A 16,248-nucleotide genomic window follows, 5' to 3' on the forward strand; every position below is an offset into this window, starting at 1 on the left:
CGGTCGCGGTCGATCAAAATCGCATCGCGTATTCCAATCGGACGATGTCGTTGTACCAGACGTCACCGGTCAGTGACCGACCGTAGCCAGCGAAGATGCTGCGATCGGAGTCCGTCCAACGCAGACCGAATTTTCCGTTGACGATTGTGTCACCGCTGACGTCGATGATCTGGGCCTGGGTTGGCGTGTCGGGAACCGTTGCTAAGCCATCCAGGATCGACCAGCCCACAAATTCAGCAACGGCGGTCAAGCGTCGTGGGTTCTGGCCGCAGCAATCCGAAGTTTGATAGAGGTCATGGCCGATACCCATGCCGAACCTCAAAATTGATCCCGCGAAATCGCCCTCGGGGACAACTGTTCCGTTGATCGGAACCCAGACGCGAAATTCGCTTTCGATGATCGTGCGATCGCTCAACCGCCGTGCGTAAAGAAGCGCGGGTTCCAAGCTAACGTGATCGGTCCCGAGCAACCGATCGGCATCACCGGTGGGAAGGTAGGTCCGAAGCTGAGCCGACAAAATTTGATTCGGCTGCGACCAAAGGACTCCTTTCATACCCAACTGTATATCGCCCAGACCCGATCGGTTTGGGTTCAATTCTGGATCGATAAAACGAAACGGAATGTCGACAAAGACCGACACTTCCGACGATAGCGCTAGTTCGAGATAGGACCATAGTTCCTGGTAGTCGACACCGGTCTCGGCGGGTGACAGCGGCACACCTGTGGCGGCGGTGGATGCCCGGTAAAAGAATTCCGCACGATCCGGTGTCGGGTTGTCGAACGCTGAATCGAACCGAACGCGAACCTGAGTCATCGGGATCGCCGAATCGATGTAGCCAACGTTGGTATCCGATGTGCTGAAAGGCGGATCATCATCTTGGGCGAACACGAAAGCGGGCGAGCCGATCGCAAGAAGAACTAGCAGTACCGATGACAAATTGAGTTTCATGATTGAACGCTTCATACTCGGCACACAGATTCCAGTTCGTTCGATGGATCTATCCACCGATATACTTTCTAGCGATCGGATCTTGTAACCAGCGATCGCTAGTCTTCGCTACCGAACCGCTAAGGCCCACCATCGCCCCGCTGCCTCACTAGATCCCCCAGCTCGCCAAGCGAGGCGACGTTTAAGCTGACTTGCCAAAATTACTGCGGAAGGCGGCGAAATCGGTCAAGCCGACAACGCCATCGTTATCGAAATCCAATGCAGCGTCGGCATTTCCGAATACGCTACGGAAGCTTGCAAAATCTTGCAGGCCAACCGTACCGTCCCCGCTTGCGTCGCCGTAAAGACGAAAGAATTCGTCGGTCGCGTTCTCGCCGGCAACTCCATCCGTATCGAGCGTGTTGCCGCTTGCGTCACTGACCGTGTCGAGTACGGTCAATCGATAGTTGCCGTCGGACAGTGAGCCTCCGAAGATTCCGTCACCACTGAAGGTCAAAGTAGCAATGGTTTTGCCGTTGATGTCTTGCGTGGAAACCTCGGGTGTGATGTTCGATCCGCTATCGAGATTCTCAAGCAGGAAGTCACTTGCACGTGTGGCCACGATTTCGCTAAAGCCGACAGTGATCTGTTGAACGGTACTACGCTGAACATCGCCATTGTTAATCACGATCGATTCAACTTGCGGACCTGAATTGTCGAGCTCGAACGCTCCGATGTCCGCTGTGCCACCGGAGATCCGAGCGAATCCTTCACCGCGTTGATCTGACAACAACGGATCGCCGTTTGAGTCGACTGCCAAAGCGTTGCTTCCTGCATCGATCGCCAAGCTGCCTTCGCGCAGTGAATGCGTCGGTGTTGGACCGCCGTTGTCGGCCAGCGGGGCCAACAATGCACCAACGTCGCGAAGGTCACCCGTCGCCGCGTCATGGGCCGCGTTGCCGGTTGGTGTTTGTTGAACAAGGTTGTGCCCAAGTGAGGTGATTGTCAGCCCCTCCAAACTGTTGCCGCGAGCCGAAAATCGTTCAGCCCCATTGCCATTACCGCTACCGTCATCGGCGAAGATCGTATTCTGGTATTCGAACAAGACCGTTCCAGCATTTGCAACGATCTCGATCGCATCGCCGGCATTGTTGGCAATCGTGACGTTGGTCAGTGAAAGGCTATCAGCACGACTGACTCCGGAACTGAATAAACTGATGCCGCGCGAATTGTTGCCACTGATCGTGGTATTGGTGATTGCCGTGATGCTTTCTTGCACCCGGACGGCACCGATACCGGCGGTTAGGTTGTTAATGATCGCGCTGTCATTGATCGTCAGCCGACCAAAGCCCACCACGACCGCCGTGCCGTTGTTCTGGGAACGGTTACCAGTCATCACCACGCGATTGAAGGTCGCGTTACCACCATTACTGAACAAGGCACCGCCACCGCCGCTGGGCGAGTTGCCGTCGGCGAGAGTTACGTCATTGATCGTGATGATTCGCACACCGTTACCGACCTCATTGAAGATTCGGCTTTGACCGCCACCGCTGATCGTCAATTGGTCCGCTCCTGGACCCTGGACCGTGATCGAACTGGTGATTCTAAGGTCGCCTTCGGTCAGTGTGATCGTTGAACCGGCCAAACTATCATCAAAAGTGATCGTGTCGATGTAGCCGACTTCGTTTACCATCCGAACGGCCTCGCGCAGTGACACGTTGCCAGGCGTGATGTCGCCGTCATCAATGTCGGTGCCGGAATCGACGACGATCGTGTTATCAAAATCGAAGACGATGTTGGTCACCGTCAGATTTCCAAGGATGTTTCGATTAGTGTCGCTGTTGCCGCCACCGATACGGAAGCCGAACTCTTCGCCTTGCCGAGCGTCAATCGTCGCCGAACCGCTAAACGAAAAACCACCGTTTGTCGTCTCATCGACGATCGTGGTCGCATCATCACCTGACACAGTGTCGAACTGGGCTCCGGCCCGGAAGAAGCGTGAATTGCCCGAGAATTGATAGTCTAGCGAGACCGTGCCGGCCGACGCCGCGGAAGTCAGAAAGTTGACGGTTTGCTGTTGAGAAAATCCTCCACTGTCCAGTTCCAGCTCGTACCCGAACGTCGCCTGCTGGGCAGGGCCGCTTGCGGGCGAAATCGACGTGATGCCGTTGTCGATTACCTGATTATTGAACCAATTTCCTAGCTCAAAATCATCGGTAAATCCAGTAACGGCGGCCAGCAACCGGCGGTCTTCGAGTGATTCAAAGCAGACTCGGCGTTTGCGAGATCGAGAGCGTTTTAGGTTTTTCATTGTCTTGCGATGGTTGTGTGACAACGGGTAAGAAACGTCCACTACGGCGGGAGCGACGCGAAACGATGCCATGGGACTATCACCTGCTCGCAATCTAGATCGCTGACCCGCCACATACATGACTTGTCGATTTCATCGACAAGCCGTATCGCGTCCGGTCTCCACACCCTGTGCGGGCGAGGTGGAAAACCGCATGACCTCCCTGGAAACCGAGTGCTCGTGTGTCTTCTAAAACGCCCTCAATTGAAGAGCCATCAAAAAAAACTGAAGGGTTCTTGCAACATTCTTCGTTAGGACATTTGTGGGCGATCTCTGAGTCGTCGGAGCTTGGGTGGAGCATCACAAATTTCCAATCGCAGTAACAAAGTCAAAAGCCAGGAACGGGAAAAAATGAAGGTCCGCTTTACATCTTTCATATCTTTTGGCGTCATGCCTAGGTTTACAGTCTTCAGATTGGTATTGGCATCGTCCATCGTTGCCTTTGCCATCCTGAACGGGCACTTCGCTCAGGCTCAGGACATCAACACAGTCGATTGGTCTTCTGTCGTGCGTTATGACAGCACGGACCAAACAAATCCTTACTATCTGGCTCCCGACCCAACGATCACCTGGTCGGGTATCGCCACCAGTCAGGCCGACACGGTGATGAATGTCGACTCCGCAAGGGCCAATTTTGGGGTGACAGGTTCGGGCCTAAGAATCGGCGTCATTTCGGACTCTTTCAATGTCTTAAATGGTGCAGCGGCTGGGATCAGTTCGGGCGACCTGCCCGGTGTCGGCAATCCAAGCGGATTTCGGTCGCCGGTCAACGTTGTCAAAGATGCCAACTTCGGGACGGACGAGGGGCGCGCCATGGCCGAACTCATCCATGACCTCGCTCCGGGTGCCGAAATCTTGTTTCATTCCGCGTTCAACAACCCGGGATCTGCTGGTACCGCCCCCAGTACCACGATCGCCAATGCGATTGATTCGCTTCGTTTAGCGGGTGCCGATATCATTGTTGACGATGTTGCCATCCTGACCGCGGCGAAGTATCAGGATGGTGCGGCTGCCCAGGCCGTTGACCGTGCCTTTGCCGCCGGAATCCCTTACTTTTCCAGTGCTGGCAATAATGGCAACAACGCCTACGAGGGCTTTCAAAAGAGTTCTGCGCCCGCAGCCGGATTCAACGATCTCCACGACTTCAATCTCAATCCCGAAAACTCCTTTGATCAGATTTTGAATCTGGGTGACGTCGCCCCAGGTGGTGATCTTCGTGCAACGCTCAAGTGGGAAGACCCGTACGCAAGCGTTGGTGGAACGCCATCGACTGACTTATCGCTATCACTACTCGCATTCGATAGCGATGGAAACTTCTTAGACCTAGTGCAGGCCGACCAAAATCAGTTGGCCGGTGCCGATCCGTTCGAGTTTATTAGTATCACCAACCCGATCACCGATCCCATTCAAGTTGGGCTTGTTGTTGACCGTGTCGCGGGTGACGCAGCGAAACTAATTAGCCTGGAGGTATTTGGAAGTCCAATCCAGGATGATTCTGACACTAATTCTCCCACGATCCACGGACATAACGCAGCGAGGGGAGCCGTTTCGGTGGCCGCCCAGTTCTTTGGCGACGCTGGATTGGATGAGGTGGAAGCGTTTAGTGCCGAGGGGCCGACGACGATTCTGTTTGACTTGGCTGGAAATCCACTCGATGTACCGGAGTTCCGTGCCACTCCGCTGATTACTGGTATTGATGGCACCGATACGTCGTTCTTCCCAGCAGAACTCGCGACGGACGTTGATGGAAACGGATTCCCAAACTTCTTCGGAACATCGGCCGCCGCGCCTCACGTCGCGGCCGTCGCCGCATTGGTGTTGGAAGAAGCAGAAAACGAGGGCATTAGCCTCTCGCCGGAACAACTTTACGAATTGCTATACGCTTCCACGGTCGATATCGAATCACCTGGCTTTGACAACCGAAGCGGCTTCGGTCGGCTCGATGCTCAACTCGCGTTATCGCGGGTCCGATTGCAGGTGATCCCCGAACCTGGGACGGCGACTTTGTTGTTGATCGCGGGCGTCTGGACAATCGGCACCAGACGTCGAAAAAGATGAAAGCGAGTGTGTTACAACCGATTCCGGTGGTAACGCTTTCTGGCGGCCAAGAGGAAGGCCAACGCAATTCGATGCGAACCCTCTCCCTCGCTTTGGCTCGACCTCTCCCGCAAGCGAGAGAGGTGAAATACTGCGAAAATCGCATCGTTTTTCAAAACGAAGAGCAGCAATTGGGTGGCGATGGCCAGGTAAACAATCTTCGCATTCGGAGGTTTTTTGATCAACTCGCGCGAAGTGGGTGGCGGGGAATTGGTTCGTAATACGAGCTAAGTGTGTTCCGTAATTTCAATCAGATGCGTTGCAGATCCATTCGGTTTTGCTTCGCCATGTCGGCACCCAATCGTCCCGCATCGGACGTTCGCCGGCGATTGCCACCACACTAGGCAGAGTCACCTTGGCGACAGCTTGCAAACACGACGACAGCATCACCTGGATCCTGCAGGCTACTTCGGAAGGGAAACCTGGCGCGGAAGGGGAACTGTTTGACTTGACGTACCAAACACTGAAAAACCTGGCTGGTCACATGATGTCGCGACAGGCCGCGGGCCACACGCTTCAGGCGACTGCGCTGGTCAATGAAGCCACCCTGCGATTGCTGGGCGGACAGACTTTCAAGAGGCTATCGGGAAGCAATCATTTCTTTGCCGCGATGGCCCAAGCGATGCGATGTGTGCTCGTTGACCATGCCCGCAAACGCAAATCGCAACGGCGTGGTGGCGACTATGCCCGAGTCGATTTGGATTTTGTGTTGCAGGAACTTGAGGACTTCAATCGGGTGGATCTGATTGAGCTCGATGAGGCGTTGGAAAAACTAGCGAGGTCGAATTCGCGGCACTCAGAACTGGTCCAGCTTCGCTTTTTTCTTGGCATGACGGTCGAGGAAATTGCGGAGCGACGCGGTGTTTCCAAGACGACCGTGGAACGAGATTGGCGGTTCGCTCGCGCCTGGTTGGCGGAAGAATTGAAGCCCACCGAGTTTGCTTTTTGTTAGAGGATTCGTATCGCTGGGAATACACGCGGATGACCGAAATGAGTGCTGAGCGTTTAGAGCGAATCGAAAGTATCTTTCGCGTCGCCATCGAACTCGATGGGACCGGGCGCGATGGGACTGAGATGGATTCGTATCTTGCTCAGCAATGCGGCAACGATATTGAGCTAAAGCAATCGGTGTTGTCTCTGATTGAGCGAGATCGTGAACTTGAAAATTCCGCTTTCCTGGAGCAACCGACCAGTCGTCCTCTCGATGCGACGGTCGGGCACGGGGTGATGTGCGGCAAGCGTCTCGGGGCCTTTGAACTGATCCGTCACATTGGCAGCGGCGGAATGGGCGATGTCTATCTGGGCGTGCGCGACGACGAATTCAAGCAGCAGGCGGCGGTCAAGCTGATTCGATTGGGAGTCGATGGCGAAAAAATTACGAAGCGTTTCCGAAGTGAAATGCAGTTTCTGGCAACCTTGGGAACGCACCCCGGCATCACCAGTATCCTTGATGCCGGCGCAACCGACACGGAGCAGCTTTACATCGCGATGGACTATGTCGATGGGCTGCGAATTAATGAGTACTGCGACACCAAGCGGTTGACCATTCGGGATCGCTTGCGATTGTTTTGCAAAGCCTGCGAAGCGGTCCAATTTGCCCACCAAAATGCCGTCCTTCATTGCGACTTGAAGCCCAGTAATCTGTTGGTCACGGCCGAAGGGCAGCCGATGCTGATTGATTTTGGCGTCGCCAAGCTTACCGCGGATGCTGCTGTGTCTTCGCCTGCTCTCACTCAAACGTTGCAACACGCCTTCACACCGGGCTACGCAAGTCCCGAACAGATCAACGGCCAGTGCGAAACCACCGCCACCGATGTGTACTCCTTGGGAGTCATCCTTTACGAACTCCTTTCGGGACGACAACCGCATCGAATGGACGGTCGGTCCCTTGCAGAGACAGTCAAGCTGACCTGCGACATCACCCCTGCCAAACCAAGCAGCGCGGTCAAGCAAATCGTCAATGTCCTTCCGGGTGACGAGCCGTCCGCAGACTCCAACGCAGAGTCCACCCCGGCGATGCTGGGTGAACTGCGGGGTGTCGGCTCGAAACGATTGCAATACGATCTTCGCGGTGATCTCGATCGTATCATCATGAAAGCGATCGACAAACAAGTCGAACGACGTTACGCGACGGTCGAGCAATTGACGGAGGACATCCAGCGTTTCCTTGATGGTAAGCCGGTTAAAGCACAGCCTGATCGGCTTGGATATCGCGTGAAGAAGTTTGTACGTCGCAACGCCGTTGCCGTCACACTTGCCGCTAGTTTCTTGTTGATGCTGCTATTGGGCATCACGATCACGTCAAGATTGGCGTTGGTAGAGAGGCGTGCTGCAGAAGCCGCGCAAACGCAACGTCTGCTCGCCATCATCTCCGCTGGTTCAGATCGCGAGTTGCGGAGCATCGCAGAAAAGAGAGAGAAAACAGCGAACGAAGTCGCCGAGCTATTCGACGAGATCCTGGTTGCGATCGCCCCCCAGCAAACCGACAAGCAGCAAACCAGCGAACAGCGAACTGACAAGCAGCCAGCCGGTGAACGTGACTTCCAAGCCCGCACCTTGATTCAGCAGTTTACGGAGAGATTCGAATCAAGAGACTTCGATGATCCCGTCATTGAGGCTCGATTGCACCAGTCACTTGCGTCGGCATCGATTGCAACGGGCGATTTCGCCAACGCCAGGAAAGACATCCGACGCGCCGTCCGTTTGTTCCAAACAAGTCTTGGTCAATCGCACCCCGCAACCATCGGTGCGATACTACGCGACGGGCAACTTTCTTTGCTGCTCTGTGAATTCACCAAGGCAAACAGGGAACTTTCTAAGATCGTTGCGATGGAAGGGTCTTGCAGCGGGAGTGATCCTGAATTGAGCTCACTTCAGTTTGCCGCCTATCTCGGCCTCTCGGAATCCGAATCAGGGCAGGGCAGACATTGTGAGGCGGTGCATTGGCTCAAACAGGCCCAAGAAAAGATCCCGTTTTTAGTCGATTCAGAAATTCCGAACGCGAAGGCTGACCTAAGTCGGCGTCGCAATCGATTACTGAAACGTAAGACAGACAATGTCATGAATTGATTTCCGTTGCGATTAAATGTAGGCCGTGTGTCGCGGGGCTCCACACGACCTACGAAGTGGCGTTCACCGAGAAGTGTCATTTTTCGCGGCATTTCACTTCTCCCGCTTGCGGGAGAGGTGAAGGTAAATGGTGGCCCTCATCAGGAAGAGTCTTTTGTTCGTTGGCCACCCTTTGCATTTGAAGATTGATGAAGGGTAAAGACTTCCGTTTGCGTTTCTATCTTGCGTGAGGCGTTGCAAAGTAACTGGAACAACCTCCCCGCGATTCCCCCCCTCTATCCAAGGAACAGACATGAGAAAACTATTGTCGATCTCAATCCCCGCAATGATGGTTGTCTTTATCGGGCTACCTAATACACAAGCACAGACCGTTTTTTCGGAAGCCGGTGCGACAGCCGCCGATGTTACCGATACCGTTGATGGCTTCCGAACCGCACTTGGAACACTGAACCCTTTCGAGCCAACGGACTTTCCCTCCGGTCGAAGGCAGATCAACTGGGATGCGGCCCCAGATGCGGTCAGCGCACCGAATCCGTTCGCTGGAAACTTCTTTAACTTTAGCTCCAGCCCACGTGCTCGAGGCATCGAATTCTCGACTCCCGGAACAGGCTTTCAATTGAGCGCAACGGAGGCCAGCGGCGTCGGAGAGTATTTCGCGAATATCAATTCTCAGTACGGTCAGGTTTTTGACGCGTTTAGTCCAGAGCGTCTGTTCACACCGCTGAGCAGCAATGTGACCGAAGTGTCGTTTTTCAGCCCGTCTGATCAAACGACTCCGGCGCTAACAAATGGTTTTGGTGTCATCTTCAGCGACGTTGACTTTGCTGACACAACCAGCATTGAACTGTTTGATATTAACGATGCTTCCCTGGGCGTTTACTTTGCTGAAAACTATGCCGTCAATGGAATTGAAAACCCGAATCAACACTTTAGTTTCCTAGGGGTTGCGTATGACGATCCAATCATCAGCAGTGCTCTGATCACGACGGGCACTGATGCGCTCGGTGGCCTTGAAGACCTAAGTGCTGGTGTCGATTTGGTGGTCATGGACGACATTATCTTCGGTGAACCGCAAGCCGTTCCAGAACCAAGTTCGACGGCCGCGTTGTTGCTAGGTCTTTTGGCAGCAGTGCGACGGCGACGACGCAGCTAGTGGTTTTGTGATTACAAAACACTCGGTTGCCGTTTGATCGCGAGTACACCTGACCGTTTGCAGTCCGCACCGCTCGAGTCCAGGCTTTAGCCGCTTGAGCGTTTAAGGAACACTCTTTGATCACCCCTGAAAAACTTTTCACAGCGACAAGCGAGTGGTGATTGATCTTTCCCAACCAATCGTCAGCTTGGTGGGCGACGGTCTTCGCCGGCGCGACGGCCTAGGTTGCCGTAGCGATGGTAGTCGTGCGAGATCGATTGTTCGTTCATGTAACGCAGGATTTCCACATGCCCTTCATCGACGACCGGTTCACTGATGATCGTGACAAACTGCTGCGTCGCCGCCTTTGCAATCGGTGAATCGCTATCAAGACGTCTTAGCAATCGAAGGCGATCAATTTCATTGTTTTGGATTCGGTCTGCCAATTCAGCATCGCTTTCAACAATCAATTGCACATAACGGGGCAGGGCATCCGCGATTGGATTCCATGTCGCTAGCAGGTCACTTTTTAGCGTTGGGTCCATCGACAAGCTGATCGGCGTCATTGCCGCGACGCTGCACATTGCTGCAACCAATGCGTCGTCCAGCGAATCAATACGATCGAGGCGAACCGTCACTGACGCAAGCGATCGATAGCGCCGGAGATTATCTTGCCCGAGCAATCGCAACGTGTCGTGTTCACGAGAAAACTCATCACGGTAAGCAACGCGTGCTGATTGGCTGACCGTCAACAATCTGGTCTTCAAGCTTGCGTCCAAGGCCGAACGATCGATGCAGTTGTCAAGTGAATCAAGAAGCGGATGCGAGGGCGAATTGTCGGCCAGGGCAGGGGAGTTGCCGTTTTCGATTTTGGCGAGCGCCAGCACGTAATGCGGTCCACCGGCTTTAACGCCTGGCCCGTACGCACTCAAGCCAACGCCGCCAAAAGGTTGCCTCAGCACGATCGCGCCGGTGGTCGGACGATTGATGTACAGATTGCCCGCCGGAATCGCCTCTTTCCAAAGCTGGATTTCGCGATCATCCAAGCTTTCCAAACCGCTGGTCAAACCGTAGCCGGTGCTTTGCACGATCGCGATCGCTTCTTCGATCTTTGAAAAACGAATCACACCAAGCACCGGTCCGAACATTTCATTCATGTGAGAAAACCCACCCGGCTTGACGTTCCATTTGACGCCTGGTCGATAGAGCTTTGCGTTGCCATCGGCTTTTCCCGTGATGATGTGCTGGGGAGTGACCAACCATGATTCATCGTCTTCGAGCGTTTTCAGTCCTCGCGTCAGCGTCGGTCCCGGCGGAGCGATCAGTGGCCCCATCTTGTTGTGCAGTTTCCAGGCGGAACCGACGTCCAAACTATTCACCGCATCAGCCAACGATTGTTTAAACGTTTCGTCGTCGAACACTTCGTCTTCCAACAACAGCAATGAAGTCGCACTGCACTTTTGTCCCGCGTGACCGAACGCCGAATGCAGCACATGCTTGATCGCAAGTTCTCGGTCGGCCATTGCGGTGACAATCGTTGCATTCTTGCCACCTGTTTCCGCCAGCAAATGCAGACTGGGGCGAACCGATAACATCTTCTTCGCCGTGGAAGTTGCACCAGTCAAGATGACGGTGTCCACCAGTTCGTTTTCGACCAAGCCTTCTTGAGCAACCGATTCGTCACAGGGCACGAAGTGCAGAACGTCCCGCGGAACTCCCGCATCCCAAAACGCATCGCACAGCATTTTGGCGATCAGCGTCGTTTCGGCGGACGGTTTCAATAGCACTCGATTCCCCATCGCCAACGCCGCGGCAATTCCGCCGCACGGGATTGCCAGCGGAAAGTTCCAAGGCGTGATCACGGCAACAACCCCGCGTGGCTCAATCGAAAGACTCGAACGTTTTTTCCAATCGATCACTGTCAAAGGATAAAACTCGCAAAAGTCGATCGCCTCACTGATTTCCGGATCGGCTTCCAACACCGTCTTACCACCCTCAGCAACCATCACACCGATCATGTCGCCGCGGTGAACCCGGATTTGCTGCGCGACAGCACGCAGGATTTCGTGAATCTGACCGATCGACTTCGTTTGCCAGCCGCTGGGATCCTGATCAGCGACACGAACGGCTTCCTTCACTTCGGCGATACTGCGGTTTCGGTAGCGACAAACAACAACGCCTGGACGCGAAGGATCATCGGTCGTCTGGTCGCCATCATCATCAATGCAAACGTTCTTTTTCTTCCTCCATCGGTCCAACGTTTCCTGAATCCAGGCGGCGTTGTCGGGAACACCCCAATCCGTATCGGGTTCGTTCTCGAAGTGCTGCCATGAATCGCTAACCACAGGTTGTGCCGGAGCGTTGCGACGTTCATCTCGGCGTCTCGGTCGAGTATCCAGGCTTGGTGCCAGATCAACCGATTGGCGGAAATCGTCAGCGAGTCGTTTGAACTCTTCGCTATCGCTTTTCAGCTTGAACGCATGACGAAGAAAGTTTTGCTCGCCCGTGTTTTCGTCGAGCCGTCGAATCAAATAGCCGATAGCGTTAATGAAGTGCTCGCGTCGGCATGCAGGTGCGTAAAGCAGCATCGAATCGAAGTGTTCGGAAATGGCTCGGCGTTGATGATTGGCCATTCCCTCCAGCATTTCCATCTGAATGCGCCCGGACAGATCTTTGTCTCTGCACCAGACCATTCCCAAGGCAACGTCGAACAGATTGTGCGACGCCAGCCCGACACGAACGACGCCATCGGCCGCTGCGATGAACAGTTCTCGCAGCATTTTCTTGTAGTTCGCGTCGGTTTCAGTTTTGGTGGTGAAGGGTGCTTGCGGATGACCACTGATCGATGATTCGACGCGTTCCATTTCCAGATTGGCACCTTTGACCAATCGAATCGTCAACGGCGTTGCTCCGGCAGCAACACGCTTTCGCGACCAAACGATCAGTGTCATTAGAACCTGGTAAGAGTCCGGAATGTACGCCTGCAACGCGATGCCCGCACGAGTTTTTTCCAAACCAGGTCGGTCCAGCGTTTCCATCATCACTTCGGACGTTAGGTACAAATCGCGATACTCTTCCATGTCCAGGTAGACGAACTTTCCATCGTCGGTTCCCGGAACCTTTTCGTGATTAGCGGTTCGGTAAAGTTGTTCCAACCGATCAGACACTTTGCGAACCGTGTGCTCGCGTGCGATCGACGAAATCTGACTGTCGATCGTCGAGATTTTGATCGACACGCATTGAACTTCGGGCAACCGCAACGCCTCGACATAGTGGACCATTCGCTTGCGAGTTTCTTCCTCACCCAAGACAGCTTCGCCAAGCAAGTTGACGTTCATGCCAACACCCTGGGCTAATCTCGCTTTCAAGTGAGGCCGAAGCAGATCAGGTTCCGCAGGCAAAATTGTGTTTGCGGTTTCTTGCCGCATCTTTTCTTTGACCAACGGCACGGCGACGCCGGGCAGGTATTCGCCAAAGGCCTGGAACCCGCGAAGCATTGCCTGTTCGACGGGGCTGAAGAAACGCGGCACGCCTTGGACGTCCAGCAAGTGCGTCAACTGATCGGCAACGCGAGCGGAGCAGTGGGTGCGAAACGCTTGGTCGGTGATTTCGACCATCGTCGCCTTGTCATCGGGATGCTGAATCATCCGATCAAGCTCGGCCTGCTGCCGACGTTCGGTGGTCGTTTGCAATTTTGCAGCTCGATCGAGCAAGGTCCGCGCGAGATCGATTGCCGAATCGATCTTTTCGGCACTCAAAGCGGGGAAGGGCAGGGGAGTGGTGGTGGACATCGTGTCATCCCAGAATGAATTGTTTTTTTTCTTCCCTGGATCAAATCGACGCAAGGAGCCTGGAGTCTATGCGATCGTCTTGAAATTGACGATGAAATGTTCGGTGGAGATTCAGTTGATCACTGACACGCAACTCCCAGGGCATTCGGTTTTATTGAGATGTGCAATTTCCTGGTGAGCCGCCGGCGGTAACTTCCTGGTGAGCCGCCGGTCGTAACTTCTCGGGCCGGTGCGGTATGCCCGACCGCTCACGCGCCCGCGGCTCACGTTTCCAAGTTGACAATTTCCAGTTTGACAAGGCAGTTGGCACTGAAAGTCAATTCTTAGCGACTTCCGTAAGGTTGCCTCGATGCTTAGAATCTGAAGCGACAGTAAGTCGAATGAGCTTTTTCTACGTCCTGGGCGGTCCCCGAATTGGGCCCCGAACTTGGCGTTCCCCCCGAAAACTCCCACTGGAATTCAACCGACGATGAGCGCGACGGCAACCGACGTTTCCCAAACGACCGATCAGCGAGTCTTCAATTTTTCAGCCGGTCCGGCCGCGATTCCATTGTCGGTGTTGCAGGAAGTCCAGGCCGAAATGGTCTGCCTGCCCGGTGCAGGTGCATCGGTGATGGAACTGAGTCACCGCGGAAAAATCTTCGTTGACATTATCCAGCAGGCCGAAGCGGACCTGCGAACGCTGTTATCGATTCCCGAAACCCACGAAGTTCTCTTCCTGCAGGGCGGTGCGGCGCTTCAGTTTTCGATGATCCCGGCCAACCTGCTAAAAGACTCCCAAAAAACGGCCCAGTATTTGGTGACCGGAACCTGGGGCAAAAAAGCGATTGGTGAGGCCCGCAAAGAAGGCGAGGTCGAGGCGACCTTTGACGGTTCAGCCACCAACTTTGATCGTATCCCGGCCGAAGGTGATTGCAAAATTTCTGACGATGCCGCCTACCTTTACTACTGCAGCAACGAAACGATTCAAGGCGTCCAGTTTCCCACGCCGCCTGCCGCACCGACTTCGGTGCCGCTTATTTGTGACGCGTCCAGCGATTTTCTTTCCCGTCCGATCGACATCGCCAATCACGGAATCGTTTACGCCTGTGCGCAGAAGAACGCCGGGCCAGCGGGACTGACCGTTGTCATCATTCGCAAAGATCTAATCGATCGCGGCAACGAAAATCTGCCAGGTTACCTGCTTTACAAAAATCATTCTGCGGCTGAATCGATGTGGAACACTCCGCCCACGTTCGGTGTCTACGTGCTCGGCAAAATCGTCAAGTGGTTGCTCAATGATATTGGTGGCTTGGATACGATGGCGAAACAGAACGCTGAAAAAGCGGCCATGCTTTACGAAGTCATTGACGCGAATCCAGATTTTTACAAAGGCCACGCTCAGGCTGATTGTCGTTCCAAGATGAACGTGACTTTCAACTTGCCTTCCGATGAATTGCTGGCGGAGTTTGTGAAGGAAGCTGCGACTCACAAAATCGAAAACTTGAAGGGCCACCGCAGCGTCGGTGGAATTCGAGCGAGTATCTACAACGCGATGCCAGTCGAAGGCGTCAAAACACTAGCGAAGTTCATGACCGAGTTCGCAGCCAAAAACAGCTAGGTTTTTGATTCCTTGCCGTAGGCCGTATTTGGCCCGGCAAATACGGTCCACAGTTCAACACGGCCAACAACCAACTCAGTAATTCCTTATGCATAAAATTTTGACGCTCAACAATATCTCCGTCAAAGGTCTCCAACGTCTGCCGCAAGACCGCTATGAAGTCGCGTCAGAAATCACGCATCCCGACGCGATCTTGCTTCGCTCGTTCAAGATGCATGACATGGAAATCCCTGACACCGTCGCTGCGATTGGGCGAGCGGGCGCGGGCGTCAATAACATTCCAATTGACAAAATGACCGCTCGCGGTGTCCCCGTCTTCAACGCCCCCGGTGCCAATGCCAACGCGGTCAAGGAACTTGTTTTAGCAGGCCTGTTGATGGCTTCGCGAAACATTGGCCCCGCGATGCAGTTCGCCGCTGGTGTCCGTGGTACCGACGCTGAAATTTCTACCGCAGTCGAAGCTGGCAAGAAGAACTTCGTTGGCTCCGAATTGCCATCGAAAACACTGGGAGTCATCGGCCTGGGAGCGATCGGCGTCAAGGTTGCCAACGCTGCATCGGCATTGGGCATGAAAGTGGTCGGTTATGATCCATTGATCTCAGTGCAAAGTGCTTGGCAATTGTCTCGCAAGATCGAGAAGGCGGTCAGCCTGGATCATTTGTTTTCACAGTGTGATGCGGTCACGGTTCACGTTCCGTTGTTGGACGCGACCAAAGGCATCGTCAACAAAGAGCGTATTGCGATGATGCCCAAGGGCGGGGTTATCGTGAATTTGGCTCGCGGCGGAATTTGTGACGACACAGCAGTCTTGGCGGCTCTCGATAGCGGTCACCTTCATTCTTACGTGATCGACTTTCCGACGTCTGCATTGATGACGCATGAAAAGGTTCTGTCGTTTCCTCACCTTGGTGCATCGACCGACGAAGCGGAAGAAAACTGCGCCGTCATGGTCGCCGACAGCATTCGCGAGTACTTGGAAGATGGCACGATCACAAACTCCGTCAACTTCCCCGAAGCCGTCATGCCACGCAGCGAAGGCAGTCGAATCACCATCGCCAACGCCAACGTCCCCAACATGGTCGGACAAATTTCAACGATCCTGGCCGAAGCCGGCAACAACATCGCTGACCTGCTAAACAAATCTCGCGGCGAAATCGCCTACACCATCATCGACGTCGATGGAACGGTCGAAGAATCGACCCTGGATTCACTGCGAGGCATCGAAGGCGTCCTCTCACTGCGTCATTTGCCAGCAGTTGGCTAGGCAGGGCTATTTCAAGG

9 protein-coding genes are annotated in these 16,248 nt (G+C 54.3%); 6 read left to right on the top strand and 3 right to left on the bottom strand.

Annotated elements, in window-relative coordinates; genetic code table 11:
* Nucleotides 1-13: 13 nt before the first annotated feature.
* On the bottom strand, nucleotides 14-949 hold the full coding sequence (locus RC85_RS01075) for a transporter (RefSeq protein WP_160148145.1): 936 nt from the start codon (nucleotides 947-949) through the stop codon (nucleotides 14-16).
* Between the two features lie 181 nt (nucleotides 950-1,130).
* Nucleotides 1,131-3,311, bottom strand: coding sequence for a choice-of-anchor Q domain-containing protein (locus RC85_RS01080; RefSeq protein WP_068258032.1), 2,181 nt, complete (start codon nucleotides 3,309-3,311; stop codon nucleotides 1,131-1,133).
* A gap of 357 nt (nucleotides 3,312-3,668) precedes the next feature.
* On the opposite strand from RC85_RS01080, the gene RC85_RS01085 reads away from it, so the two are divergent.
* From RC85_RS01085 to RC85_RS01105, 4 genes are all read left to right on the top strand, one after another.
* The gene (locus tag RC85_RS01085; RefSeq protein ID WP_160148146.1) at nucleotides 3,669-5,336 is read left to right on the top strand and encodes a S8 family peptidase; all 1,668 of its coding nucleotides are present in this window, start codon (nucleotides 3,669-3,671) and stop codon (nucleotides 5,334-5,336) included.
* Between the two features lie 298 nt (nucleotides 5,337-5,634).
* Nucleotides 5,635-6,327, top strand: a complete 693-nt coding sequence (locus RC85_RS01095) for a sigma-70 family RNA polymerase sigma factor (protein WP_149752812.1) — start codon at nucleotides 5,635-5,637, stop codon at nucleotides 6,325-6,327.
* Nucleotides 6,321-8,444 carry a serine/threonine protein kinase gene (locus RC85_RS01100; protein WP_149752813.1) on the top strand — a complete coding sequence of 708 codons (2,124 nt, stop codon included), beginning with the start codon at nucleotides 6,321-6,323 and terminating at the stop codon, nucleotides 8,442-8,444. The genes RC85_RS01095 and RC85_RS01100 overlap by 7 nt, the downstream gene beginning before the upstream one ends.
* Nucleotides 8,445-8,736: 292 nt before the next feature.
* A complete protein-coding gene (locus RC85_RS01105) occupies nucleotides 8,737-9,597 on the top strand; it encodes a PEP-CTERM sorting domain-containing protein (protein WP_068258036.1) in 861 nt (286 codons plus the stop codon).
* A 182-nt stretch (nucleotides 9,598-9,779) separates the two neighbouring features.
* Here RC85_RS01105 and RC85_RS01110 read toward each other — a convergent pair whose 3' ends face one another.
* On the bottom strand, nucleotides 9,780-13,367 hold the full coding sequence (locus RC85_RS01110; RefSeq protein ID WP_084422262.1) for a proline dehydrogenase family protein: 3,588 nt from the start codon (nucleotides 13,365-13,367) through the stop codon (nucleotides 9,780-9,782).
* 469 nt (nucleotides 13,368-13,836) lie between these two features.
* On the opposite strand from RC85_RS01110, the gene serC reads away from it, so the two are divergent.
* Together serC and RC85_RS01120 are read left to right on the top strand one after the other, a co-directional pair.
* On the top strand, nucleotides 13,837-14,967 hold the full coding sequence (gene serC, locus RC85_RS01115) for a 3-phosphoserine/phosphohydroxythreonine transaminase (RefSeq protein ID WP_084422248.1): 1,131 nt from the start codon (nucleotides 13,837-13,839) through the stop codon (nucleotides 14,965-14,967).
* Between the two features lie 88 nt (nucleotides 14,968-15,055).
* Nucleotides 15,056-16,231, top strand: a complete 1,176-nt coding sequence (locus RC85_RS01120) for a phosphoglycerate dehydrogenase (RefSeq protein WP_068258038.1) — start codon at nucleotides 15,056-15,058, stop codon at nucleotides 16,229-16,231.
* Nucleotides 16,232-16,248 lie beyond the last annotated feature (17 nt).

Origin of the sequence: Rubripirellula obstinata (assembly GCF_001642955.1) — a bacterium.
GTDB classification, from domain to species: domain Bacteria; phylum Planctomycetota; class Planctomycetia; order Pirellulales; family Pirellulaceae; genus Rubripirellula; species Rubripirellula obstinata.

Excerpts from the sequence above, each read along its gene's own strand:
- RC85_RS01080 (WP_068258032.1), bottom strand. The coding sequence starts at position 3,311 with ATGGCATCGTTTCGCGTCGCTCCCGCCGTAGTGGACGTTTCTTACCCG.
- RC85_RS01110 (WP_084422262.1), bottom strand. The coding sequence starts at position 13,367 with ATGTCCACCACCACTCCCCTGCCCTTCCCCGCTTTGAGTGCCGAAAAG.
- RC85_RS01120 (WP_068258038.1), top strand. The coding sequence starts at position 15,056 with ATGCATAAAATTTTGACGCTCAACAATATCTCCGTCAAAGGTCTCCAA.
- RC85_RS01105 (WP_068258036.1), top strand. The coding sequence starts at position 8,737 with ATGAGAAAACTATTGTCGATCTCAATCCCCGCAATGATGGTTGTCTTT.
- RC85_RS01075 (WP_160148145.1), bottom strand. The coding sequence starts at position 949 with ATGAAACTCAATTTGTCATCGGTACTGCTAGTTCTTCTTGCGATCGGC.
- RC85_RS01085 (WP_160148146.1), top strand. The coding sequence starts at position 3,669 with ATGCCTAGGTTTACAGTCTTCAGATTGGTATTGGCATCGTCCATCGTT.
- serC (WP_084422248.1), top strand. The coding sequence starts at position 13,837 with ATGAGCGCGACGGCAACCGACGTTTCCCAAACGACCGATCAGCGAGTC.